The organism is Streptomyces sp. NPDC002324, assembly GCF_053593335.1.
This window is the reverse complement of sequence record NZ_JBSFCF010000011.1, coordinates 167,902-191,507: the sequence shown is the minus strand read 5'-3', so window position 1 is coordinate 191,507 and position 23,606 is coordinate 167,902. Positions and strand designations below refer to the sequence as shown.

Below are 23,606 nucleotides of genomic sequence, written 5' to 3'. Positions count from 1 at the left end.
CGGAAGACGCGGTACACGGAGGAAGGGGCCTCATGACCACCACGGCCGGAACCGACTGGCATGCCTGGCAGGAGAGCTGGGACCGGCAACAGGAGTGGTACCTGCCGGACCGTGAGGAGCGGTTCCGGGTGATGCTGGACATGGTCGAGGCCTTCACCGGACCCGAGCCCCGCGTCCTGGACCTCGCCTGCGGTACGGGTTCCATCACGTCCAGACTGTTCGCGCGGTTCCCGAAGGCCGTCAGTACCGGCGTGGACCTCGACCCCGCGCTCCTGGCGATCGCCGAGGGCACGTTCGAGGGCGACCCCCGGGTCACCTTCGTCACCGCCGACCTCACCGACCCCGACTGGACGACCCGACTGCCGTACGACACGTACGACGCCGTGCTGACGGCCACGGCCCTGCACTGGCTGCACAGCGAACCCCTCGCCGCCCTCTACGGTCAGGTCGCGGAACTCGTCCGCGACGGCGGTGTCTTCATGAACGCGGACCACATGATCGACGAGTCGACGCCCCGGATCAACGCGGCGGAGCGCGCGCACCGGCACGCGGGTATGGAACAGGCCAAGGCGCGCGGCGCCGTCGACTGGGCCGCATGGTGGCAGCTCGCCGCCCAGGACCCCGTGCTCGCCGCGCCGACGGCCCGCCGTTTCGAGATCTACGGGGAGCACGCCGACGGCGACGTCCAGAGCGTCGACTGGCACGCCCGCGTCCTGCGCGAGAAGGGCTTCGCCGAGGCCCGCGCGGTCTGGTGCTCGCCGTCCGACTCGCTGGTGCTGGCCGTGAGGTAGACCGCCGAGGGGCCGCACGCGGATTCGGCCGCAGGCACGGACCGCCGCAGGCACGGACCGCCGCGCGCACGGACGGGTGCACGAGCGCACGGACGGGTGCACGCGCGAGGGGCGGCACGGAGATCCGTACCGCCCCTGCCTGTCGTGCCGCGGCGCTACAGCACCTTGGACAGGAACGACTGGGTGCGCTCCTCCTGGGGGTTGGTCAGCACGTCACGGGGGTTGCCGGACTCGACCACCACACCGCCGTCCATGAAGACCAGGCTGTCGCCGACCTCGCGGGCGAAGCCCATCTCGTGGGTGACGACGACCATCGTCATACCGGACTCGGCCAGGTCGCGCATGACGTCGAGGACGTCGCCGACCAGCTCGGGGTCGAGCGCCGAGGTCGGCTCGTCGAAGAGCATCAGCTTCGGCTCCATGGCCAGCGCCCGGGCGATGGCCACGCGCTGCTGCTGGCCGCCGGAGAGCTGGGACGGGTAGTTGCCCGCCTTGTCGCCGAGACCGACGCGCTCCAGCAGCTCACGGGCGCGCTCACGGGCCAGGGCCCTGCTGACGCCCTTGACCTGGACCGGCGCCTCCATGACGTTCTCGGTGGCGGTCATGTGCGGGAACAGGTTGAAGCGCTGGAAGACCATGCCGATGTCACGGCGCTTGACCGCGACCTCGCTGTCCTTCAGCTCGTACAGCTTGTCGCCCTTCTGGCGGTAGCCGACCAGCTCACCGTCGACGTACAGCCGGCCGGCGTTGATCTTCTCCAGGTGGTTGATGCACCGGAGGAACGTCGACTTGCCGGAGCCGGAGGGGCCGATGAGGCAGAACACCTCGCCCGTCCGCACCTCCAGGTCGATGCCCTTGAGGACCTCGACAGGGCCGAACGACTTGTGGATGCCCTCGGCCTTCACCATGGCGGTCATGCCGAGACTCCCTTCGGACGGCGCACGGGCAGCACGGCCGTCTTCAAACGCTGCATCGGTGTCGGCGGGAGGGACCGCGAGGAGCCCTTCGCGTAGTGCCTCTCCAGGTAGTACTGCCCGACGCTGAAGATGCTCGTCAGGACCAGGTACCAGGCGGCGGCGAGGAACAGCAGCTCCACGATGGCGCCCGAATTCTGGCCGATGTCCTGGGCCGCCTTGAGCAGATCCACGAACTGCACCGTCGAGACGAGCGACGTGGTCTTCAGCATGTTGATGACCTCGTTGCCCGTGGGCGGCACGATGACGCGCATCGCCTGCGGGATGACGATCCGGCGCAGGGTCTTGGAGTGGCTCATGCCGAGCGCGTGCGACGCCTCGGTCTGGCCCTCGTCGACCGAGAGCAGACCGGCGCGGCAGATCTCCGCCATGTACGCCGCCTCGTTGAGACCGAGGCCGAGCAGCGCCGTCAGCAGCGGCGTCATGAAGGAGGACCAGTAGTCCTTGTAGATCGGGCCGAGGTTGATGTACTCGAAGACCAGGCCCAGGTTGAACCAGACGAAGAGCTGGACCAGGACCGGCGTACCGCGGAAGAACCAGATGTAGAACCACGCGATGGACGAGGTCACCGGGTTTTTGGACAGCCGCATCACGGCGAGCAGGACGCCGCCGACGACGCCGATCACCATGGACACCACGGTGAGCAGGAGGGTGTTCAGAACGCCCTCGATGATGCGCTCGTCAAAGAAGAAGTCGGGGATGACACCCCAGTTGATCTTCTTCGCCTGCGCGAACGCGTAGATGATCGAGCCGAGCAGAGCGAGAGCGATGGCCGCGGACACATAGCGCCCCGGGTGCCGGACCGGAATGGCCTTGAGGGCCTCCGGACCGGCGGGGGGAGTGTCCGAGGGACCGTCCGTCTTGCTGACGTCAACAGTCACGGGTGGAGCCTTTGCCTTTCAGAACCGAGCCGAGATTCAGGAGCCGCCGTTGACCTTGGCCTCGGTGATCGCGCCGTCCTCGACGCCCCACTTCTTGATGATCTTCTCGTACTCGCCGTTGTCGATGATCGCCTGGACGGCGGCCTGCAGCGCGTCGCGCAGCTCGGTCTTGTCCTTGGCGACGGCGATGCCGTACGGGCCGGCCTCGACCTGGTCACCGACGATCTCGAAGTACTTGCCGCCGCCCGAGGTCTTCACCGAGTACGCGGCGACCGGGTAGTCGGCGGAGACGACGTCCGCGCCCTTGGAGCGCATGCGGGTCTCGGCCTCGGGGTTGGTGGCGAAGTCCTCGATCTTGAGGGCCTTCTTCTTGTCGTCCTTGCACTTCTTCGCCTGGTCCTTGGCGAGGTCGTGCGAGAACGTGTTGCGCTGCACGGCGATCGTCTTGCCGCACAGGTCGTCCCAGGTCTTGATGCCCTGGTCGTCGCCCTTGTTGGTGTACAGCGAGACACCCGCGGTGAAGTAGTCGACGAAGTCGACGCCGGCGCCGACCTTCTTGCCGGTGTCGGCGTCGATGCCCTCCTGGCGGTCCTTGGTGTCGGTCATGGCCGACATCGCGATGTCGTACCGGTTGGCCGCCAGGCCACCGATGAGGGTGTCGAAGGTGGCGTTCTGGAACTTGAAGTCCACGCCGAGCTGCTTGCCCATCGCCGCGGCGATGTCGATGTCGATGCCGACGACCTTGCCGGACTCGTCCTTGTACTCCACCGGGGCGTACGCGATGTCCGAACCGACGTTGATCACGCCCTTGTCCCGGAGGGCCGCGGGCAGCTTGTCGGCCAGCGGGGCCCCGCTGGCCGAGGCGGTCTCCGAACCGCTGTCCTTGCTCTTGGTCTGGTCACCGCAGCCGGTGAGCAGCAGGGCGCCCGCGACCGCGATCGCTCCGACGGCGGCGGTACGGGAACGCAGGCCGGTCGTACGACAGGTGGTGCTTGCGGTCATGGTGGGTTCCTCCGGCGGGGGTGGTGTGGAGTTGCCGACAGGTCGACGATTAACACGCGTCTTCGAGTGTGGCGACCTCGTGTGATTACGGCATCTTGCCATTCGGGCATGTGCAATCAGATGACCGGCCATGTCAAAATCGGATAACGGGTGACCCCCCGATGACCTACGAACCGCCGCGGACCAGGTGATCAGACCGGATCCTGTGCGGGAATTCCTCCTTCCGGCCGGAAGATCTTCGGCGCATCTCAGGATGCGGTCGGCCGCGAACTCCGCACACGTGGCTGTACTGGACTTGTCGTGACGTGTACCGACTTGCCCCGTTATCCGTCGATGAATCGAACGATCCATGATCGTCTTCAAATGACCTACGAGTTGTGACCTTCGAGGTATCAAGACGTGTGGACTCGTCGTCGGCGCCGTCCGTCCGGTAAGAAGGTTCCTTACACCCCTCATCCGGGGCCCAGGGCGCGTGTGCGGCGCGCCCGTCGCGTCTGAGCCCGCAGGCGTCGCCGTACGTATCGGTGACCTGGGACTTACGCGGTGCCCGCCCGCTTGCGAACCGGAAGCGGAACACCCTCAAACCATGAAGACCTAAGGGGTAACACCAGTGGCAGCGGAGATTGTCAATCCTCGCACCGACAGTGGCGACGGCAGTACGGGTCAGGAGGGCGGAGGGGAGCCTCTCAATTCCCTCGACTCCTTCGACCCCGCCTTCGCCCTGCACCGCGGCGGCAAGATGGCCGTGCAGGCCACCGTGCCGATCCGGGACAAGGACGACCTGTCCCTCGCCTACACGCCCGGCGTCGCGCGGGTGTGCACCGCCATCGCCGAGCAGCCCGACCTGGTCAACGACTACACGTGGAAGTCGTCGGTCGTCGCCGTCGTGACGGACGGTACGGCGGTCCTCGGACTCGGCGACATCGGCCCCGAGGCCTCCCTCCCCGTGATGGAGGGCAAGGCGATCCTGTTCAAGCAGTTCGGCGGCGTCGACGCGGTGCCGATCGCGCTCGCCTGCACGGACGTCGACGAGATCATCGAGACCGTCGTCCGGATGGCGCCCTCCTTCGGCGGCGTGAACCTGGAGGACATCTCCGCGCCCCGCTGCTTCGAGATCGAGAAGCGGCTCCAGGAAGCCCTCGACATCCCCGTCTTCCACGACGACCAGCACGGCACGGCGGTCGTGACGCTGGCGGCGCTGCGGAACGCGGCGAAGCTGACCGGGCGCGGGCTGGGCGATCTGCGGGCCGTCATCTCGGGTGCGGGCGCGGCCGGTGTGGCCATCGCCAAGATGCTGCTGGAGGCCGGTCTCGGCGACGTCGCGGTCGCCGACCGCAAGGGCATCGTCTCCGCGGACCGCGAGGACCTCACGCCGGTCAAGCGGGAACTCGCCGAACTCACCAACCGGGCCGGGCTCTCGGGCTCCCTGGAGGACGCCCTCGCGGGCGCGGACGTCTTCATCGGCGTCTCCGGCGGTACGGTCCCGGAGCAGGCGGTGGCCTCGATGGCTGAGAACGCCTTCGTCTTCGCCATGGCCAACCCCAACCCCGAGGTGCACCCGGACGTCGCGCACAAGTACGCGGCGGTCGTCGCCACCGGGCGCTCGGACTACCCGAACCAGATCAACAACGTCCTCGCCTTCCCGGGGATCTTCGCGGGGGCCCTTCAGGTGCGGGCGTCCCGGATCACCGAGGGGATGAAGATCGCGGCGGCCGAGGCGCTGGCGTCGGTCGTCGGGGACGACCTCGCCGCGGACTATGTCATTCCGTCGCCGTTCGACGAGCGGGTCGCTCCTGCCGTGACCGCGGCGGTCGCCGCGGCGGCTCGGGCGGAGGGTGTTGCTCGGCGCTGAGCCGAGTGCCGGGGCGGTGCGGGGGTTTCCTCGCCCCCGCACCGCCTACCCGGCCCACCCCGGGGGCTGCGCCCCTTCGACCCCCAGGCGTCCGTCCGGTGGGGGCTGGTCGCGCAGTTCCCCGCGCCCCTGAAAAGCAGTGGCTGCGCCCCGTGCTTTTCAGCGCCGACACCGGCCACCTTTCACGCCCGTAGGGCCTGGTCTTTCAGGGGCGCGGGGAACTGCGCGAGAAGCCCCACCCACCCGCACCCGACGACGCAACCCGTATGGCCCGCTTCCGGAACGCCGAAGTCCGGGCGACGGGACGCGTGTCACAGGGCTCCGTGGTTCCATCGCTCCCGGCGTCCCCCTATGGTCAGGCGCATGTTCGCTGCCTACGCCGCCCGCATCGACCGTGATCGACCGCTCGACGGACTGGAGTTGGGTGACCGCCCGGCCCCGGAACCGAGGCCCGGCTGGACGACCGTGAGGGTGAAGGCCGCCTCGCTGAACCACCACGACCTGTGGTCCCTGCGCGGGGTCGGCCTCGCCGAGGACAAGCTGCCCATGATCCTCGGCTGTGACGCCGCCGGTGTGGACGAGGACGGCAACGAGGTCGTCCTGCACTCGGTGATCGGCCAGACCGGCCACGGGGTCGGCCCCGACGAGCCCCGCTCGATCCTCACCGAGCGCTACCAGGGCACCTTCGCCGAACTCGTCTCCGTCCCCGCCTGGAACGTCCTTCCCAAGCCCGCGGAACTCTCCTTCGCGGAGGCCGCCTGCCTGCCCACCGCCTGGCTGACGGCGTACCGCATGCTCTTCACCAACGCCGGCGTACGCCCCGGTGACTCCGTCCTCGTGCAGGGTGCCGGCGGCGGTGTCGCCACCGCCGCGATCGTGCTGGGCAAGGCGGCCGGACTGCGCGTCTTCGCCACCAGCCGGGACGAGGCCAAGCGCAAGCGCGCCCTGGAGCTGGGCGCGGTGGAGGCGCTGGAGTCGGGGGCCCGGCTGCCGCAGCGTGTCGACGCGGTCATCGAGACCGTCGGTGCCGCCACCTGGTCCCACTCGGTGAAGTCGCTGCGCCCCGGCGGCAGCCTCGTCATCTCGGGCGCCACCAGCGGCGACCGCCCCTCCCACGCCGAACTGACCCGCATCTTCTTCCTCGAACTCAAGGTCGTCGGCTCCACCATGGGCACCAAGGACGAACTGGAGGACCTCCTCTCCTTCTGCGCCGCTACCGGCGTCCGTCCCGTCATCGACGAGGTGCTTCCCCTGGACCGTGCCCGCGAGGGCTTCGAACGCCTGGCGGCGGGCGACCAGTTCGGCAAGATCGTGCTCACCAACCCCTGACGGACTCTCTCGCTACAGCGACCGCGACGGCCGGCCCGGTTCTCCGGGCCGGCCGTCCTCATGTCAACCGGGGTTGACGCGGGGATGAATGTCAACGTAGGTTGACATCATGACCGAAGCAACGGATCTCGCCGAGCGCGCGGGCGACCGCGACCCCCGGGTCGGGCTGCGGGCCGTCGCCGCGCTGCGGAGGCTGCTGGAGCGCCTGGAGTCGGTGCAGGTGGGCAGCGCCCGCCGGCAGGGCTGGTCGTGGCAGGAGATCGCCACGGAACTCGGAGTGAGCAGGCAGGCCGTGCACAAGAAGTACGGGAGGCATTGATGTTCGAACGGTTCACGAAAGACGCCCGTGCCGTGGTCCTGGGAGCGGTGGACCACGCGGAGCGCACCCGTGCGGTGGAGGTGACCGAGGAGCATCTCCTCCTCTCCTTGCTGGACCGCGAGGCCAGTCGCGCCTCGTTCGCCCTGGCCGCGCTGGGGCTCGCCGGGGCGGACCGCCGGGAGTCCGTCGAGCGTGCCCTCGCCGAGGCCCGCCGCCGGGGTGGGCTCTCCCGCGCCGACGTCGACGCCCTCTCCGGCCTCGGCATCGACCTCTCCGAGATCGTCTCCCGCGTCGAAGAGGCTCACGGCGTGGGGGCGTTGGCATCGGAGCGGAAGGGCTTCGGGAGCGGCTGGGCGCGCCGCTCCGGCCACCGGCCCTTCACCCGTGACGCCAAGGACGTCCTGACCCGCTCCCTGCGCGCCGCGCACGCCCACCGCGACCGGCACATCGGCGACGAACACCTCCTTCTGGCCCTCACCACCCGCCCCGGCCTCCCGGCCGAGGTCCTCGCGGACCATGGGGTGACGTACGCGGCGCTGGAGCGGGTGCTGTACGGGGCGGGGGAGGCCAAAGCGGGGTGAGCGTGCCGGTTCGCCCGCCGGTGAGCGCGTCGGTGAGTGCACCGAGTGAGCGTGCCGGGGTGCGGCGAGTGCCGCCCCGGCTCACCCCTTCGGTGCCCGCAGCACCACACCGATGTGGGCCGCCGCTGTCGACAGGTGCCGGCGGGCGTCGCGCAGCTGCTCCTCGGTCACGCCGTGGTCGCGGGCCGCGTCGCGAATGTCGTCGCGGAAGCGGTCCAGGAGACGGTCGAGGTCACGGGCCGGTTCACCCGTGGGTGCCTCGTGCACCCAGGCGGGCTCGTAGTCGGCCGGGAACTCCTCGGGAGTGGCCGAGTACTCGGGCTCCCCGGCGCCGGTCGCCGCGCCCGTGCGCCCGAAGCCGAAGTCCTTTCCGAACTCCTTTCCGAAGTCCTTCCCGAACTCGCCGAACTCCTTGGCCAGTTCGGTCAGTCCCTCCCGTACGCCCGTCGGCCAGTCGCCCCGGGTGAAGTGGTCCTGCACGTGGTCCTGGACTCGTTTGGCGATGCGCTGCAGCTCCTCCTGAGCCTGGGTGCGGGCATGCTCCTGCGCCTCCTTGGCCTGGCGGCGGGCACGCTGGGCCTCCTCGCGGGCGCGCCGGCTCTCGTCCTTCGCGCGGCGTGCCTGCTCCTTCCACTCCTGCTTGACGCGGCGCATCTCCTCCTTGGCGGCACGCCAGGACGCGTTGTCGGCGTACCCGCCGAACTCCCCGGGCGTCCCCTGCTCCCCCTCGCCCGTCCCGCCGCCCTTGCGGGCCTCGGACGCGGCCGCCCGCATCTCTCGGCGCAGGTCGCCCGCCGCGCCCCGTACGTCGGCCCGGATCTCGGCGGCCAGCTCCGCCACCGATTCGCGGATCTCCAGCTCCAGATCGGCCAGCTCGCCGCCGCGGTCGGCCAGTTCGGCGCGGCCCGCGTCCGTGATCGCGTACACCTTGCGGCCGCCCTCGGTGGTGTGGGTGACCAGTCCCTCCGCCTCCAGCTTGGCCAGGCGGGGGTAGACGGTGCCGGCCGAGGGGGCGTACAGGCCCTGGAAGCGTTCCTCCAGCAGCCGGATCACCTCGTAGCCGTGGCGCGGGGCCTCGTCCAGCAGCTTCAGCAGATACAGCCGCAGGCGTCCGTGGGCGAAGACGGGAGGCATGTCAGAACACCTTCTTGTCGGTCGTGCGGTCGGTCGCGGCGTCGGCCGGCCGGTCGGCCCCGGTGACGTCCGGTCCGTCGTCCGGGGCGGGCGCGTGGCCGGGCGGGTTCCCCGCCGGGGCGGAGGAGCCGTCCGACGGATGGTCGCTCATGCCCTCGGGCCGGTGGGTGGGCGGGGGGCCACCGTGGCCGTCGGTTGGGTCGGTGGGTGAGGGCTCGCCTTCGTCATCGGGTCGGCCGACGGACGGGAGGCCGGTGGAGTCGGACCCGCTCGGTGTCGCGTCCGGTGTGCCAGGACGCGGGTCCTGCCGCGCTCCCGGGTTCTGCCCCGCCTCCGCCGTCTTCTCCGCACTGCCGCCCGGCTGAGGCTCCCCGGCCTCCGCCCGGCCCTCGCGGTCCGGCTCCCATGGCTCGTCCTCCGACGGGGGCCTGCGCAGGAGGGCTATGGAGCCGGAGACGGTGGTCGCCCTGAGGCGGCCGTTGCCCGTGCCCAGGCGGCCGGTGACCTTGTGGGCGCCCCAGGGGCCGCTGACGCGGAGGTCGTCGAAGGCGTTGGAGATGGTGCCGCTGGCGGTGTTGGCCTCGACCTCGGCGTCGGTGGGGTGGGGGAGACGGATGGCGATCTCACCGGAGACGCTGGTGAGGCCGACGTCGGTGGGGCCGCCCGTGGGATCGAGGTCGAGGATGATGGAGCCGCTCACCGAGTCGGCCTTCACGCTGGGGCAGGACCCCTCTATGACGGTCAGGTCGCCGGAGACGGAGCTGAGCCGGAGGTCGCCGCTGAGGGACTGCGCCTCCACGTTCCCCGACACCGTCGTGGCGCGCACCGGGCCCGCCAGGCCGACCAGGGTGGCGTCGCCCGAGACGCCCTTCACCTCGGTGCGCCCCTCCAGCCCGGTCACGACCGCCGTCGCGCCGACCACGCCCACCTCCACACGGGTGGCCGCCGGGACGGCGAGCGACACCAGGACATTGCGACGCCAGCCCTTCCGGTCGAGCCACTTGAGGAAGCCCTTCCAGGGCAGGTCGTCGTAGGCGACGGTCAGGGTGCCGCCCTTCTGCGTCACCGTCAGGGGCGGGCCCTCGACGGCGGACACCTCCAGACGGGCGGAACTCTCGTCGGTGCCCACCACGTTGACCGTTCCGTTGACGACGCGCACATGCAGTGCCGTCACCGGTTCGTCGAACGTGAGCCTCCGCGGCTCGGCGACGGACCACTCGGACATGGTGCTGACCCCCTCGGCATGACAGACGGGCAGGACGAGAAGACGTAGGACCACACGCGCACTATCGCGTTCTCGCTATTCACGATATATCGCGGTCACGGAAAGTCAAGACACCCGTTCTGGTGACTCGGCACGTACATAGAGGGCAAACCGGCCTAGCGTGGAGTGCATGTCGACGGAACGCTCCCCGGGGCCCCGTGCCCCCCGGTCCACCCCCGCCCCCGGCGCGCTCCTGCTCTGCCGGGCGGATCCCGACTCCGTCGCCCCCGTCGCCCAACTGCTTCGCGAGCGCATGCTGCTCACCCCCGCCGGAGCCGAGTGGACCGCGCTCGTGCCCGAGGGAAAGCCCTGGCTGCAGGGCGGAGAACCCGTCGACCGCGTGCTCACCGGCTGGGCGACCGCCCTGGCCGTCGGCGTCCCCTGGCCCGTGCTCGCGCTGTGGTGGGACGCGGACCGGGGCGGTTACACCCTCGCCGCCGGCTTCCGCCGCACCGTCGGCTACGTATGGCTCGCGAACGGCACCCCGGTCGGCGAGGACGAGGCGATGCGTACGTTCGCGGCCCGTCTGGGCCTGGACCCGGTGCTCGACGCGCAGGCCCTGGACGGCCTCACGCGACCCGATCCGGCGGCGGACGCCCGCTCCCGGCTGCTGGGTCTCCTCGCCGTCCTCGCCCGCGCGGGCGTGACGCTCCCCGCCGGCCTCGGCCCGGGCGAACCCGCCGACCGGCTCCGTGAGGTCGCCCGTGTCCAGCCCGGCGTCCAGCGCATCGAATGGACCGGCTGGCGCGGTGCCGTTCGTACGGAGCTGGACGCGCTCGAACGCGGCCGCCTCGGCCCCTGGCTCCCCTGGGCCGGCACTCCCAGAGCCCGTGCCCTGGCCGCCGCGCAACTCCTCGCGGGCCTACCGCTCACCGCCTGGGGTCTGCACCGCCGGAGCCTCGGCTGGCTGACCGCCGGCAGTCTCCTCATCGCCCACGGCGCCGTGGGCCTGCTGTACGACCTGTCCCACCCGCGCGACTGATCACTCGCACCGCGGCCGAAGGGAGGCGGCTACTCGTCCTCGTCCTCGTCGTCCAGCCGCGCCAGCCAGGTTGCCAGCCGCTCCACCGGGACCTCGAAGTCCGGGTTCAGATCGACGAACGTCCGCAGCTGCTCGGCCAGCCACTCGAAGGTGACCTCCTCCTCGCCGCGCCGCTTCTCCAGTTCCTCGATGCCACGGTCCGTGAAGTACATGGGTCAAGGATAAGTGCGGGGAAACGGCCGGGCCGCACCCCTGGAGAGGGGTGCGGCCCGGTTGCGTACGGTCGTCGAGGGCTGTTACGCCTCGAACACCTCACGCACCAACTGCTCCTGCTCGGCCTGGTGCCGCTTGGCCGAACCCACCGCCGGCGACGAGCCGTGCGGGCGGGAGATGCGCCGGAGCCGCTCGCCGTGCGGGACGTCCGCGCCGACCGCGAGGTCAAGGTGGTCGATCAGGTTGAGGGCGATGAAGGGCCAGGCGCCCTGGTTCGCCGGCTCCTCCTGGGTCCAGAGGTACTTCTCGGCGTTCGGGTACTTGTTGACCTCCGCCTGGACCTCGGCACCCGGCAGCGGGTAGAGGCGCTCGATGCGGATGATCGCCGTGTCCGTGACGCCGCGCTTCTGACGCTCGGCCTCCAGGTCGTAGTAGACCTTGCCGGCGCAGAAGACGACCTTCTTGACCGCGTTCGGGTCGACCGAGCTGTCGCCGATGACCGGGCGGAACTGGCCGCTCGTGAACTCCTCCGCCTTCGACGCGGCGGCCTTCAGGCGCAGCATCGACTTCGGGGTGAAGACGACCAGCGGCTTGTGGTGCGGGTTGTGCACCTGCCACCGCAGGAGGTGGAAGTAGTTCGACGGGGAGGTCGGCATGGCGACCGTCATGTTGTTCTGCGCGCACATCTGGAGGAAGCGCTCCGGGCGGGCGGACGAGTGGTCCGGGCCCTGGCCCTCGTAACCGTGCGGGAGCAGCAGGGTGACGCCGGACGTCTGGCCCCACTTCTGCTCCGCCGACGAGATGAACTCGTCCACGACCGTCTGGGCGCCGTTGACGAAGTCGCCGAACTGGGCCTCCCACATCACCAGGGACTCGGGACGGGCGAGCGAGTAGCCGTACTCGAAGCCCATCGCCGCGTACTCGGAGAGCAGCGAGTTGTAGACGTTCAGCCGCGCCTGGTCCTCGGAGAGGTACATCAGCGGCGTGAACTCCTCGCCCGTCTCACGGTCGATGATCACCGCGTGACGCTGGCCGAAGGTGCCGCGCTGCGAGTCCTGGCCGGCCAGGCGGACCGGGGTGCCCTCCAGGAGGAGGGAGCCGACCGCGAGGGTCTCGCCCATGCCCCAGTCGATCGTGCCGTCCTCGACCATGGCCGCCCGGCGCTGCAGCTGCGGCAGCAGACGCGGGTGGGCGGTGATGTGGTCCGGGACGTTGACCTGGGACTCGGCGATGCGCTTGACGGTCTCCGCCGTGATCGCGGTGTCCACCGCGACCGGGAAGCCGTCCTGCGGGTCGTGGACCTCGCCGGACACCGGCTGCGAGGTGGCCTCGCGGACCTCCGTGAAGACCTTCTCCAGCTGGCCCTGGTAGTCCTGCAGCGCCTGCTCGGCCTCTTCCAGGGTGATGTCGCCGCGACCGATGAGGGACTCGGTGTAGAGCTTGCGCACCGAGCGCTTCTTGTCGATCAGGTCGTACATCAGCGGCTGGGTGAAGGCCGGGTTGTCCGACTCGTTGTGACCGCGGCGGCGGTAGCAGATGAGGTCGATCACCACGTCCTTGTTGAACGCCTGGCGGAACTCGAAGGCCAGCCGCGCGACGCGGACCACGGCCTCCGGGTCGTCGCCGTTCACGTGGAAGATCGGGGCCTCGATCATGCGGGCCACGTCCGTGGCGTACATCGAGGAACGCGAGGACTCCGGGGCGGCCGTGAAGCCGACCTGGTTGTTGATGACGATGTGGACCGTGCCGCCGGTGCGGTAGCCGCGCAGCTGCGACATGTTCAGGGTCTCGGCCACCACGCCCTGGCCCGCGAAGGCCGCGTCGCCGTGGATCGCCACCGGCATGACCGTGAAGTCCGTGCCGCCCTTGTTGATGATGTCCTGCTTGGCACGGACGATGCCCTCCAGGACCGGGTCGACCGCCTCCAGGTGGGAGGGGTTGGCGGCCAAGGAGACCTTGATCTGCTCGCCGTCCAGGCCCGTGAAGGTGCCCTCGGCGCCCAGGTGGTACTTCACGTCGCCGGAGCCGTGCATCGACTTCGGGTCGAGGTTGCCCTCGAACTCGCGGAAGATCTGGGCGTACGACTTGCCGACGATGTTCGCCAGGACGTTCAGGCGGCCGCGGTGGGCCATGCCGATGACGACCTCGTCGAGACGGGACTCCGCCGCGCTGTCGATGACCGCGTCGAGCAGCGGGATGACCGACTCGCCGCCTTCGAGGCTGAAGCGCTTCTGGCCGACGTACTTGGTCTGCAGGAAGGTCTCGAAGGCCTCCGCCGCGTTCAGCCGGCGCAGGATGCGCAGCTGCTCCTCGCGCTCCGGCTTGCTGTGCGGACGCTCGATGCGGTCCTGGATCCAGCGGCGCTGCTTCGGGTCCTGGATGTGCATGAACTCGACGCCGGTCGTACGGCAGTACGAGTCGCGCAGGACGCCGAGGATGTCGCGGAGCTTCATCAGGGACTTGCCCGAGAAGCCGCCGACCGCGAACTCCCGCTCCAGGTCCCACAGGGTGAGCCCGTGCTCGGTGATGTCCAGGTCGGGGTGCTTGCGCTGGCGGTACTCCAGCGGGTCGGTGTCGGCCATGACGTGGCCGCGGACCCGGTAGGAGTGGATCAGCTCGAAGACGCGGGCGGCCTTGGTGACGTCGTCGTCGTGCGAGGCGTCGATGTCCTTGAGCCAGCGGACCGGCTCGTAGGGGATGCGCAGGGCCTCGAAGATGTCGTCGTAGAACCCGCCCTCGCCGAGCAGGTAGTTGGCGACGATCCGCAGGAACTCGCCCGAGGCGGCGCCCTGGATGACCCGGTGGTCGTACGTCGAGGTCAGGGTCATGACCTTCGAGATGCCCAGCTTGTTCAGGGTGTCCTGCGACGTGCCCTGGAACTCGGCCGGGTAGTCCATGGAACCGACGCCCATGATGACCGACTGACCGGGCATCAGACGCGGCACGGAGTGGACGGTGCCGAGGCCGCCGGGGTTGGTCAGGGAGACCGTGACACCGGTGAAGTCGTCCATCGTCAGCTTGCCGTCACGGGCGCGGCGGACGATGTCCTCGTAGGCCTGCCAGAACTCGAAGAAGTTCAGCGTCTCGGCCTTCTTGATGCCCGCGACGACCAGCTGGCGGTCGCCGTTGGGCTTCACCAGGTCGATGGCGAGGCCGAAGTTGACGTGCGGCGGCTTGACGAGGGTGGGCTTCCCGTCCTTCTCCGCGTAGTGCCAGTTCATCGACGGCATCGTCTTGATGGCCTGCACCATCGCGTAGCCGATCAGGTGCGTGAAGGAGATCTTCCCGCCCCGGGCGCGCTTCAGGTGGTTGTTGATGACGATGCGGTTGTCGAACAGCAGCTTCACCGGGACGGCGCGCACGGACGTGGCCGTGGGCAGCTCCAGCGAGGCGTTCATGTTCTTCGCGACCGCGGCGGCGGGGCCGCGCAGCGTGATGAACTCCGGGCCCTCGGTGGCGGCGGCCGGCGTGGCCTGCTTCGCGGGGGCCGCGGCCGCCGGCTTGGCGGGCGCGGCCGGAGCGGCGGCGGGCTTCGCGGCGGCCGGGGCCGGCGGCGCCGCGGCGGGCTTCGGGGCCGCCGGGGCGGGCGCGGCCGCCTTCGCGGGGGCGGCCTGGGCCTGAGCCGGGGCGGCGGGTGCCGCGGGCGTGGTGGTCGCTGCGGCCCCCGCGGCCGCAGTGCTCGCCGGAGCCGAGGCGGCAGCGGCGCCCGGCTTGTAGTCGGCGAAGAAGTCCCACCAGGCTCGGTCTACCGAGTTCGGGTCCTGGAGGTACTGCTGATAGATCTCGTCGACGAGCCACTCGTTCGGACCGAAGGCCGCGGCGGGGTTCTTACCCGCTTGGTCTGCGTCGGTCGAGATGCTCGAGTTACTGGGGGACTGTGGCGACACGGCGGCAACCGCCCTCTTCCGCTTCACAAGGTGATGGACAGCGGGAATCAAGGCTACGCCCCCGGGGCCGGGTAGGTCAGGCCGAGTCCGCTCTTCGTCGCGTAAGTCACATCGGAAAGCGTGTTTCGGGGGTGGAAATGGCGGGAAACAAGCGTGGTTCCGGTCCGGAATGGGGGTGGGGGGTGTGTGCTGGGCATGCGTCGGGTGGGGCCTGCGGGTATGTGTCCGCGGCCCTCTGCCTGAACGCACCTGATCACACGTGTCCGGCTGGGCGGAACGGCCGTGGATCTTGTGGCTCCGCTTCGAACTTTACGTCAACTTGGGGGAGATGTAAGCACCGGGAGGATGAGCGATATTCGGCAATGGTGGGGGGATTCAGCCATGTGTGATGTGGGTATCGGGGGAAGGCCCGCACGCTGTCTCTGTCGCTGCCCGGAAACGCCGTTCCGGAGTGATCGGCTCAGGTCTGCAGCTGGCGTTGAGTGGCCTGGGGCGGTACGCCTGGCAGGAGTACTCGGATGCGGCAGCCCTTGGGGGACTCGGCCACTCCGATGCGGCCGCCGTGCAGGTCCACGGCCCAGCGGGCGATGGCGAGGCCCAGGCCGGTGCCGCCGTCGCTGCCGGGGCCGTGGGGGGAGCTGACGGCGCCGCGGTTGAAGCGTTCGAAGACGCGGTGCCATTCGGATTCGGGGATGCCGGGGCCCTCGTCCAGGACTTCCAGGTCCAGGGACTCGGGGCTGGGGCCGCGGCGGGCCTTCACCGTGACGCGGCCGTGCGCCGGGCTGTGCTTGACCGCGTTGTCGATGAGGTTGGCGACGACCTGGTGGATGCGTTCCGGGTCGGCGTTGGCGGTGAGTTCCGGCGGGTGGACGTCCAGGTGCAGGTGGACGTCCGTACGGGTGTGGTTGCCGGAGCCCGAGGCGATGCCGCCCCGGGCCGAGGAGACCATCTGGGCCTCCTTGAGGACGCCCGAGAGGTACGGCCAGACCTCGAAGCGGCGGCGGCGCAGCGGGACCACGCCGTTGTCCAGGCGCGAGAGGTCGAGCAGGGTCTCCACCAGGCGGCCCAGGCGCTCGGTCTGCTTCAGGGCCGTCCGCATCGTCTCGGGGTCGGCCTGGGTGACACCGTCGACGATGTTCTCCAGGACCGCGCGCAGGCCCGCGATGGGCGTACGGAGCTCGTGGGAGACGTTCGCCACGAGCTCCTTGCGCTGACGGTCCTGCGCCTCCAGCTCGTCGGCCATGAGGTTGATCGTGTGGGCGAGGTCGCCCAGTTCGTCCCGGCGGTTCTCGCTGACCCGGCGGGTGTAGTCGCCGCGCGAGATCGACCGGGCGACCGCGTTCATCTCGTCCAGGGGGGCGGTGAGCGAATGCGCGACGAACTGCGTAATCAGGAGTGTGGCGATCATCGAGAACACCGTGATGAAGCGCAGCTCCGTCTTGGTGTGCACCGCGATCATCGACAGACCGGTCGTGATCAGGACCGAGATGACGACGAGCGCGCCGAGCTTCGTCTTGATCGAGAAGGGACGCAGACCGCTGAGCGGCCCCGCGCCCTTCCGCGACCCCGGGTCACCGACTCCGCTCATGACGCCACCAGCCCTCTGTCCCTCTGTGCCTGCGTATGCCCCGCGCGCACGGTGCGGGCACGGGATCAGGGAGTCGGGGTCTCCAGGGCGTACCCCACACCGTGCACCGTGCGGATCCGCTCCGCGCCGATCTTCCGCCGCAGCGCCTTGATGTGGCTGTCCACGGTCCGCGTCCCGGACGCGTCCGCCCAGTCCCACACCTCGGCGAGCAACTGTTCGCGCGAGAGTACGGCACGCGGGGTGTTCGCGAGACATACGAGGAGGTCGAACTCGGTGGGCGTGAGGTGCACGTCCTCGCTGCGCACCCGCACGCGGCGCTGCGCGTGGTCGATCTCCAGCTCGCCGAGGCGCAGGATGCCCGAGCGCGGTGTGGTCGCGGCCAGCGCGGCCCGCTCCACCCGGCGCAGCAGGACGTGCACGCGGGCGGCCAGCTCACGCATGGAGAACGGCTTGGTCATGTAGTCGTCGGCGCCGACGCCGAGCCCGACCAGCATGTCCGTCTCGTCGTCCCGGGCGGTGAGCATCAGCACGGGGACGGGCCGCTGGGCCTGGACGCGCCTGCACACCTCCAGGCCGTCGAAGCCGGGCAGCATGATGTCGAGGATCAGCAGGTCGGGCTGCCAGGCCTCCGCGGTGTCGACCGCGGCCGGCCCGTCGGTCGCGGTCTGCACGACGAAACCCTCGGCGCGCAGGCGGGCCGCGATGGCGTCGACGATCGTCGGGTCGTCCTCGACCACGAGGACCCGGCGCTGTGCGCCCGGGGTCGCCGTGGTGCTGCTGTGGGTGGTGTGTGTCTGCTCCATCGCCCGCCCCTGTGTTGCTTTCCGGAATCAGTGGGGTGATCCCTTGACTACGCATGGCTGCGCCTGACTGCGATTGACGCTTGAATGATCGGCGTCAGGCAAGCAGGGTACGGGCAGTCGCCGCACCACGGCTATCCAGGTCGGATCGCGAGGTGCACCACGTCCGGAACTCCCCGGGCAACCTCGATCTCTTCGGTACGCACCTGTTGGAACCCGGCATTCCGCAAGGTTTCCTCGAATTCCGCAGAAGGCCGCGCAGACCAGACGGCGAGCACCCCACCCTGCCTCAACACCCTTGCGCAGCTTGCCAGTCCGGCAGGTGAGTAGAGGTTTCCGTTGGCCTCGGAGACGGTCCAGTCGGGTCCGTTGTCGATGTCCAGACAGAGTGCGTCGAACGTGGCGGATGTCTCATTGACGTACGCCACGAGATCGGCTTCCACGATCTCCGTACGAGGATCCGCGAGCGCTTCGGCGGACACCTCGGCCAACGGGCCCGCGCGGTGCCACTCGATCACGGAGGGTTCGCGTTCGACAACTGTGATCGTTCCCCAGCGCTGATCCGCGGCGGCGTGGGCGAGCGAGAAGCCGACGCCCAGGCCCCCGATCAGCACACTCGGCCGGGAACGGCGGCCCAGCGCGTCGAGGGCGGCGTCGACCAGCAGCCGCTCCGAGCGGCCGTCCGAAGTGTCCATCAGGAAGCAGCCGTTGGCGATGATCTGCAGCAGCTCCCCGTGGCGCCGCAGCACGACCTCGCCGTAGGGGCCCTCGCGCCGGTCGATGACTTCGGGTTCGTCGGTGATGGGCATCCGCCCATCCTTACCCGACCGGGGCGCCGGCGGCCGCCGAATTACGTCGGCCCGGTGACGACCCGGCGTGATCGCAGCGGGGCGGGAGGGGGCTCAGAGCGTCAGACCGTGCCCGTAGGGGAAGACCGGGTCCTCGGTGTCGTTGGGCACGTCCGGGCGGGACGCCGCCACCGCCGCCATGGAGCGCGGCAGTTCGAAGGGCAGCCGCCCCTCGGCCCGCACCCGTCCGAAGGCCACGTCGAGCAGGGCCTCGTCGTGGGCCCCGTAGTCGGCGACGAGCGCGGCCGCCTTCGCCGCGATCTCCGGGAGTACGGCGGGCCGCTCCAGATTGACGCAGACCAGCGTGGGCACGGCCGCCAGCAGGGCCAGGATCTCCGTCAGCCGTTCCTCGCCGAACGCCAGTGACCCGGCGTGGAAGAAGGACTCGAAGAGCCCGGGCCGCTCCTCGTACGGCGTGCGCAGCCGCAGCACGGCCACGTCCGCGTGGGCGGGGTCGGCCACGACGTTGCCGTACAGGGACGCCGTCTGCGCGCACACGCCCTCGACGTACAGGTTGGGGCGGTCGGTGAGCGGGAGGAGGGAGTGGTTGGTCAGGACGGTGAGGGAACGGCGCTGGGCCGCTTCGCCGAGGGCCGTGAACTCGCTCGCGCCGACGGTCTCCTCGGCGCGGTCCGGGTCGACGAACCGCCGCTCGAAGAGGCCGAGGACGAACTTCTCGCGCAGGAGGCGGCGTACGGAGGCGTCGATCCGCTCCTCGGGGATCCGGCCGGAACGGACCAGTTCGACGATCACCTCGGGGCACTGCTCGCCCCCGAACTGGTCGGCGCCCGCGTCCAGGGCCTTGGCCGCGCGTTCGGCGACGGTGAGGTGTTCGACGCCCCAGGCGTGCGCCTCGTGCGGTTCGCCGCCGATGGACGCGTCGGTGAGCAGACCCCAGTCGGTGCAGACGATGCCGTCGAAGGCGAGCCGTTCGCGCAGCAGGCCGGTGAGGACGTCCCGGTTGAAGCCGAAGCCGACCTCCTCCCAGTCCTCGACGCCGATCGGCTGACCGTAGTAGGGCATCATCTGCGAGCAGCCCGCCTCGACGGCCGCCCGGAAGGGCGCGAGGTGGTAGTCGCGCATGCCGCCGGGATAGATCTGTTCCTTGCCGTACGGGAAGTGCGGGTCCTCGCCGTCCCGCTGCGGGCCGCCGCCGGGGAAGTGCTTGACCATGGCGGCGACCGAGCGCGGGCCGAGCCGGGGCCCCTGCAGGCCGCGTACGTACGCCCGGACCAGTGCGCTCGTGACCTCGGCGGACGAGCCGAAGGTGCCGGACTGGCGCGACCAGCGGGGCTCGGTGGCGAGGTCGATCTGCGGGTGGAGGGCGACGCGGAAGCCGACGGCGAGGTACTCGCGGCGGACCGTGTCGGCGAACCGCTCCACCAGCTCCGGTTCGCCGATCGCGGCCAGCCCCAGGGGCTCGGGCCAGGCCGAGAAGGCGCCGTGGCCGGACGCCGTGCCCGGGTTGTCGGTGAACGAGTGGCGCGGGTCGGTGGAGAGGGTGACCGGGATGCCCAGCCGGGTGTCCGCCGCGACCGCCTGGAGCCGGTTGACCCACTCGGCGGTCTCGCGGACCCCGTACTGGCCCAGGAGGTTGAAATGGCTCAGGTGCCCGTCCGTGACCAGTTCGGCGGTGCCGCGACGCGGGGGCGTTGCGTCGGTGGCCCCGGTGAGTGACCCGTCGGGGTTCATGGTCAGCATGGCGTGGAAGAGCTGGCCCGCCTTCTCCGCGAGGGTCATCCGGCTCAGGAGGTCCGCCACGCGCTCGTCGGCGGGGCGGCTGGGGTCGCGGTACGGGAGCATGCGAGGGGCTTCCTTGTACGGGGGCTCTGGCGGGGCTACTTGACCGAACGGACGAACTGGACGGCGAGGGCGCCCGCGAGCGAGGCGACGGCGCCGAAGAGGAACAGGGCGCTGTAGTTGGAGCCGCTGCCGCCGACGGCCAGCAGGCCCGGGGCGATGATCGGCACGAGGGACTGGGGCAGGGCGTTGCCGATGTTGAGGACGCCCATGTCCTTGGCGGACTCCTCCGGGTCGGGCAGCACCGCGGCTGCCAGCGCCATGTCCACGGAGAGATAGAGCCCCTCGGCGAAGCCGAACACGACCATGGCGAGGAGGTACGCCCCGAAGGTCTGGGCGGTCGCCACGAGCGCCAGACCGACGGCCATCCCGAGCGAGGAGCCGAGGACGTACGGCCTGCGGCGGCCCGACCGGTCGGAGAGCTGGCCGCCGACGACCGAGCCGACGACGGTCGCGGCGACCATGACGAGGGTGCCGACGAAGAACCGGTCGGCGACCTCGACCCCGTCGTAACCCATGCGGTCCATCAGAAAGTAGACGGAGTAGCTGGTCACGCAGGCGGCGCCGGTGAAGACCAGGAAGCGGCCGGCGAAGTTCCACATGAAGTCGGGGTGCCGGCGCGGATTCACCCAGAAGCTGCGGAGGAACTCCTTGACGCCGTACGGCTCGAACGCGCCGGCGCGTGCCGGGCGGTCGCGGTCCTTGATGACCACGGCCAGGAGACCGACGCAGGCCAGCCCGATCAGCCCCGGCACCAGGAACGCCAGGAAGAGCGAGCCGCTGAACAGCCGGGCGAGGCCCGCGCCGGCGACCAGGGACAGCGACAGGGTCATGCCGACGATCCCGGACACCCTGGCCCGCTGCCGGTCCGGGATCAGGTCCGGCACGCACGAGGTGAGCGCGGCGAGGGTCGCGTTGATGCCGAGCTGCGCGAGTGCCCAGCCCAGCATCAGGGTGGTGAGGCCGGTGCCGAGGGCGACCACCAGCAGTCCGGCGAGCCCGGCCGCCATGCCGCCGAGCAGCCAGGGGCGGCGCCGGCCGAAACGGCTGGTCGTACGGTCGGACAGGGCGCCGAACACCGGGTTGCCGACCATGGCGAGCAGCGCGCCGACGGACAGCACCCGGCCGAGGGCCGCACCCCGGTCCGCCTCCGGCACGATCTGGTTCACGCGCAGGGCGAGGGTGACGATGACAGGGGTGAGGACCGCGAGATAGGTGCCGAACTGGGCCAGGGCCAGGCCGAACACGAGTCGGGCGGGAGCGTTCTCGGTCCGGTCGGCCGGGCCGGGGGACGGGGTGGTCGCCTCGCCGAGCGGGACGGCGTCCGGGGTGACGGCCATGGGCTCTCCTGGGGGACGAGGGCGGCGGCGCCGCCGCGCAGGCCCGTTCAGGGAAGCAGCAAAACCGAGTGGGTACTAGGTTTTGGACAAGTGGCCACCATCACGCGGCAGATGGCTTGAACAGACAGGTTGATTACTCGTGTAACCGGCGGTCCGCGAGGGATCTGGGGGCGGCCGGGCGGGGGCTAGGGTGACGGCCATGGTGCGGAACCGGAGGTCAGCGGGGTCCGGCGAGGGTGGGTCGGCGGAGGCCGGCGGGGGCGGGCCGGAGGGGTCCGGCGCGCGGGGCTCGTACGCGGTCGGGGACGAGCGGCGGCTGCGCATCCTGGACGCCGCCGTCGAGAACTTCGCCCGACGGGGCTTCCACGCCGCCTCGCTCGCCCGGATCGCCAAGGACGTCGGGATCACCCAGGGCGGGCTGCTGCACCACTTCCGCAGCAAGGAGGATCTGCTCGTCCAGGTGCTGGAGCGCATAGACGAGAGCGACCGGGAGCGGTTCTTCTCCCGACGGTTCGAGTCGGCGTCCCAGATGTTCGCGGCGCTCGTGAAGCTCGCCGAGTACAACGGCACACGGTTGGGCCGCACCCGGATGTTCAACGTCCTGGCCGCGGAGGCGGGTGACCCCGAACATCCCGCCCACGCGTACTTCGTCCGGCGGTACGCCGAGGTCGTGGACACCGTGGGCGGGGTGCTGCGGCGGGGGGTGGCCTCCGGTGAACTGCGGGCCGGCACGGATGTCGTGGCCGTGGCGCAGGAGTTGGCCGCCGTGATGGACGGGCTGCAGATCCAGTGGGTGCTGGATCCGCGGGGGTTCGACATGGCGGGGCGGTTCCGGGTGTACGTGGAGCGGGTGTCACGGGGCATCGGCGCGGAGCGGTCGTAGGGCTGGTGGGCGCGAGGGCGCGAGGGCGCGTGGGCGCGTGGGGCCGGGGTGCGGGGGCGTCGCCGCTGTCGAGTCGCTGTGAATCGGGTCGAGGGTGGCGGAGGTCACAGACAGGGGCGTATCGGAACGTCGAGGGTGGGGTGAAACCGGAAGGAGCGCCTCGCTTTGGATGCCACCGAGGCCGTGAAGCCCGTGGAGTTCCTGAAGTCCGCGGAGCCCTTGGGGTCCGTGCAGTCCGTGCCGTCCGTGGGGCCTGAGGAGCCCGTGGCGAGCGGGGCGGGCGTGGCGCGGGCCGAGGTGCCCCCGTCGGTGCACGAACCTGTTCTCGACGGCATCCCGCGGCAGCCCGGTGCGGCAGCCGACCGTGCCCGGACGCCGGAACGGGACGCGGAGTCCACGGGGCGCGAAGAACCCGCGCACGCCCCGCTCCCGCACGCCCCGCTCCCGCGCCTGCCGCTCCCGCGCTCCCGGCTCCCGCGTCCCTGGCGTCTGCTCCCCACCCCCGTCGGCACGCCCTTCACCTTCTTCTACGCCTCCGTCCTCGTGGTCACCTCGATCGTCGCCGAGTACGCGGGCCCCGCCCTGGTGCACGCGCTTCACCAGGGCTCCAGCACGGATGTGGCCCACCTGGTGCGGTCCCCGGCGCTCGTACTGTTCGCGAGCGCGCTGTGGGTGGCGGGCGGGGTCGCGTCCTTCTACGCCGTGGGGTTCCTGCTGGTGCTGACCGCGCTGGAACGCCGGATCGGCGGGTGGCGCACGGCCGGGGTCTTCCTGCTGGGCCACGTCCTCGCCACCCTGGCCACGGAGGTTCCGGTGGGCCTCGCCGTCCTGGCCGGCCGCCTTCCCGGCAGCTCCCTCCACCGCCTCGACTACGGCATCAGCTTCGGGGTGGCGGCGAGCGCGGGCGCGCTGGCGGGGCTGCTGTCACCGTGGCTGCGGTGGCCGACGCTGCTGATGTTCGGCGGGATGCTGGTGAACGACCTGGTCGCCTTCACGGACCCGATGACGAACTGGGGACATCTGCTTGCCCTGGCGATCGGGGTGGCGACGTGGCCGGTCGTGCGGCGGTGGAGGCGGGCGGCGGACCGGGGCGACTGACCGGGGTCGCCGGGGTCTGCCGGAGGCCGGTGCGGGGCGG

At 70.7% G+C, this 23,606-nt stretch carries 20 protein-coding genes; 8 read left to right on the top strand and 12 right to left on the bottom strand.

Annotated elements, in window-relative coordinates:
- Positions 1 to 32 precede the first annotated feature (32 nt).
- Complete coding sequence (locus tag ACWCRJ_RS17600; RefSeq protein WP_450940103.1) at positions 33 to 791, top strand: class I SAM-dependent methyltransferase; 759 nt, start codon at positions 33 to 35, stop codon at positions 789 to 791.
- A 155-nt stretch (positions 792 to 946) separates the two neighbouring features.
- Here the strand turns inward: ACWCRJ_RS17600 and ACWCRJ_RS17595 are convergent, their stop codons facing one another.
- Genes ACWCRJ_RS17595 through ACWCRJ_RS17585 form a run of 3 tightly spaced genes read right to left on the bottom strand, consistent with a single transcriptional unit; the run spans position 947 to position 3,648 of the window.
- Positions 947 to 1,708 carry an amino acid ABC transporter ATP-binding protein gene (locus ACWCRJ_RS17595; protein ID WP_450940102.1) on the bottom strand — a complete coding sequence of 254 codons (762 nt, stop codon included), beginning with the start codon at positions 1,706 to 1,708 and terminating at the stop codon, positions 947 to 949.
- Positions 1,705 to 2,646: an amino acid ABC transporter permease gene (locus ACWCRJ_RS17590; RefSeq protein WP_319763887.1), complete on the bottom strand. Its 942-nt coding sequence runs from the start codon at positions 2,644 to 2,646 to the stop codon at positions 1,705 to 1,707. The genes ACWCRJ_RS17595 and ACWCRJ_RS17590 overlap by 4 nt, the downstream gene beginning before the upstream one ends.
- A gap of 36 nt (positions 2,647 to 2,682) precedes the next feature.
- Positions 2,683 to 3,648, bottom strand: coding sequence for an ABC transporter substrate-binding protein (locus tag ACWCRJ_RS17585; protein ID WP_450940101.1), 966 nt, complete (start codon positions 3,646 to 3,648; stop codon positions 2,683 to 2,685).
- Positions 3,649 to 4,258: 610 nt separating this feature from the next.
- Here ACWCRJ_RS17585 and ACWCRJ_RS17580 point away from each other — a divergent pair.
- The 4 genes from ACWCRJ_RS17580 (at position 4,259) to ACWCRJ_RS17565 (ending at position 7,729) form a co-directional block, all read left to right on the top strand.
- Positions 4,259 to 5,500 carry an NAD(P)-dependent malic enzyme gene (locus ACWCRJ_RS17580; protein WP_450940100.1) on the top strand — a complete coding sequence of 414 codons (1,242 nt, stop codon included), beginning with the start codon at positions 4,259 to 4,261 and terminating at the stop codon, positions 5,498 to 5,500.
- A 363-nt stretch (positions 5,501 to 5,863) separates the two neighbouring features.
- Complete coding sequence (locus tag ACWCRJ_RS17575) at positions 5,864 to 6,829, top strand: zinc-binding dehydrogenase (protein WP_450940099.1); 966 nt, start codon at positions 5,864 to 5,866, stop codon at positions 6,827 to 6,829.
- Positions 6,830 to 6,938: 109 nt separating this feature from the next.
- A complete protein-coding gene (locus ACWCRJ_RS17570) occupies positions 6,939 to 7,148 on the top strand; it encodes a helix-turn-helix domain-containing protein (protein ID WP_450940098.1) in 210 nt (69 codons plus the stop codon).
- Positions 7,148 to 7,729, top strand: a complete 582-nt coding sequence (locus ACWCRJ_RS17565) for a Clp protease N-terminal domain-containing protein (protein ID WP_450940097.1) — start codon at positions 7,148 to 7,150, stop codon at positions 7,727 to 7,729. Before ACWCRJ_RS17570 ends, ACWCRJ_RS17565 begins: the two co-directional genes overlap by 1 nt.
- An 81-nt stretch (positions 7,730 to 7,810) precedes the next feature.
- Here the strand turns inward: ACWCRJ_RS17565 and ACWCRJ_RS17560 are convergent, their stop codons facing one another.
- Both ACWCRJ_RS17560 and ACWCRJ_RS17555 read right to left on the bottom strand, forming a co-directional pair.
- Positions 7,811 to 8,863: a helix-turn-helix transcriptional regulator gene (locus ACWCRJ_RS17560; RefSeq protein ID WP_450940096.1), complete on the bottom strand. Its 1,053-nt coding sequence runs from the start codon at positions 8,861 to 8,863 to the stop codon at positions 7,811 to 7,813.
- A gap of 1 nt (position 8,864) precedes the next feature.
- Positions 8,865 to 10,142, bottom strand: coding sequence for a DUF4097 family beta strand repeat-containing protein (locus tag ACWCRJ_RS17555; RefSeq protein ID WP_450940095.1), 1,278 nt, complete (start codon positions 10,140 to 10,142; stop codon positions 8,865 to 8,867).
- A gap of 115 nt (positions 10,143 to 10,257) precedes the next feature.
- Here ACWCRJ_RS17555 and ACWCRJ_RS17550 point away from each other — a divergent pair, with 115 nt between their 5' ends.
- The gene (locus ACWCRJ_RS17550; protein ID WP_450940094.1) at positions 10,258 to 11,109 is read left to right on the top strand and encodes a hypothetical protein; all 852 of its coding nucleotides are present in this window, start codon (positions 10,258 to 10,260) and stop codon (positions 11,107 to 11,109) included.
- Positions 11,110 to 11,138: 29 nt separating this feature from the next.
- Here the strand turns inward: ACWCRJ_RS17550 and ACWCRJ_RS17545 are convergent, their stop codons facing one another.
- The 7 genes from ACWCRJ_RS17545 to ACWCRJ_RS17515 all read right to left on the bottom strand — a co-directional run bounded on the left by ACWCRJ_RS17545 (position 11,139) and on the right by ACWCRJ_RS17515 (position 21,585).
- Entirely contained in the window at positions 11,139 to 11,321 is a 183-nt protein-coding gene (locus ACWCRJ_RS17545; RefSeq protein WP_003961784.1) for a DUF6104 family protein, read from the bottom strand.
- An 84-nt stretch (positions 11,322 to 11,405) separates the two neighbouring features.
- Entirely contained in the window at positions 11,406 to 15,209 is a 3,804-nt protein-coding gene (locus ACWCRJ_RS17540) for a multifunctional oxoglutarate decarboxylase/oxoglutarate dehydrogenase thiamine pyrophosphate-binding subunit/dihydrolipoyllysine-residue succinyltransferase subunit (RefSeq protein ID WP_450940093.1), read from the bottom strand.
- 460 nt (positions 15,210 to 15,669) lie between these two features.
- Positions 15,670 to 16,797 carry a sensor histidine kinase gene (locus ACWCRJ_RS17535; protein ID WP_450940092.1) on the bottom strand — a complete coding sequence of 376 codons (1,128 nt, stop codon included), beginning with the start codon at positions 16,795 to 16,797 and terminating at the stop codon, positions 15,670 to 15,672.
- A gap of 65 nt (positions 16,798 to 16,862) precedes the next feature.
- Positions 16,863 to 17,600 carry a response regulator transcription factor gene (locus ACWCRJ_RS17530; protein ID WP_046709344.1) on the bottom strand — a complete coding sequence of 246 codons (738 nt, stop codon included), beginning with the start codon at positions 17,598 to 17,600 and terminating at the stop codon, positions 16,863 to 16,865.
- Between the two features lie 131 nt (positions 17,601 to 17,731).
- Positions 17,732 to 18,406 (bottom strand): spermine/spermidine synthase domain-containing protein, encoded by a 675-nt coding sequence (locus tag ACWCRJ_RS17525; RefSeq protein ID WP_450940091.1) that lies wholly within the window; start codon positions 18,404 to 18,406, stop codon positions 17,732 to 17,734.
- 93 nt (positions 18,407 to 18,499) lie between these two features.
- Entirely contained in the window at positions 18,500 to 20,248 is a 1,749-nt protein-coding gene (locus ACWCRJ_RS17520) for a glycoside hydrolase family 3 protein (protein WP_450940090.1), read from the bottom strand.
- A 35-nt stretch (positions 20,249 to 20,283) separates the two neighbouring features.
- A complete protein-coding gene (locus tag ACWCRJ_RS17515; protein ID WP_450940089.1) occupies positions 20,284 to 21,585 on the bottom strand; it encodes an MFS transporter in 1,302 nt (433 codons plus the stop codon).
- 199 nt (positions 21,586 to 21,784) lie between these two features.
- On the opposite strand from ACWCRJ_RS17515, the gene ACWCRJ_RS17510 reads away from it, so the two are divergent.
- Both ACWCRJ_RS17510 and ACWCRJ_RS17505 read left to right on the top strand, forming a co-directional pair.
- Positions 21,785 to 22,468 (top strand): TetR/AcrR family transcriptional regulator, encoded by a 684-nt coding sequence (locus tag ACWCRJ_RS17510; RefSeq protein WP_450940088.1) that lies wholly within the window; start codon positions 21,785 to 21,787, stop codon positions 22,466 to 22,468.
- A 165-nt stretch (positions 22,469 to 22,633) separates the two neighbouring features.
- On the top strand, positions 22,634 to 23,566 hold the full coding sequence (locus tag ACWCRJ_RS17505; RefSeq protein WP_450940087.1) for a rhomboid-like protein: 933 nt from the start codon (positions 22,634 to 22,636) through the stop codon (positions 23,564 to 23,566).
- Positions 23,567 to 23,606: the final 40 nt, after the last annotated feature.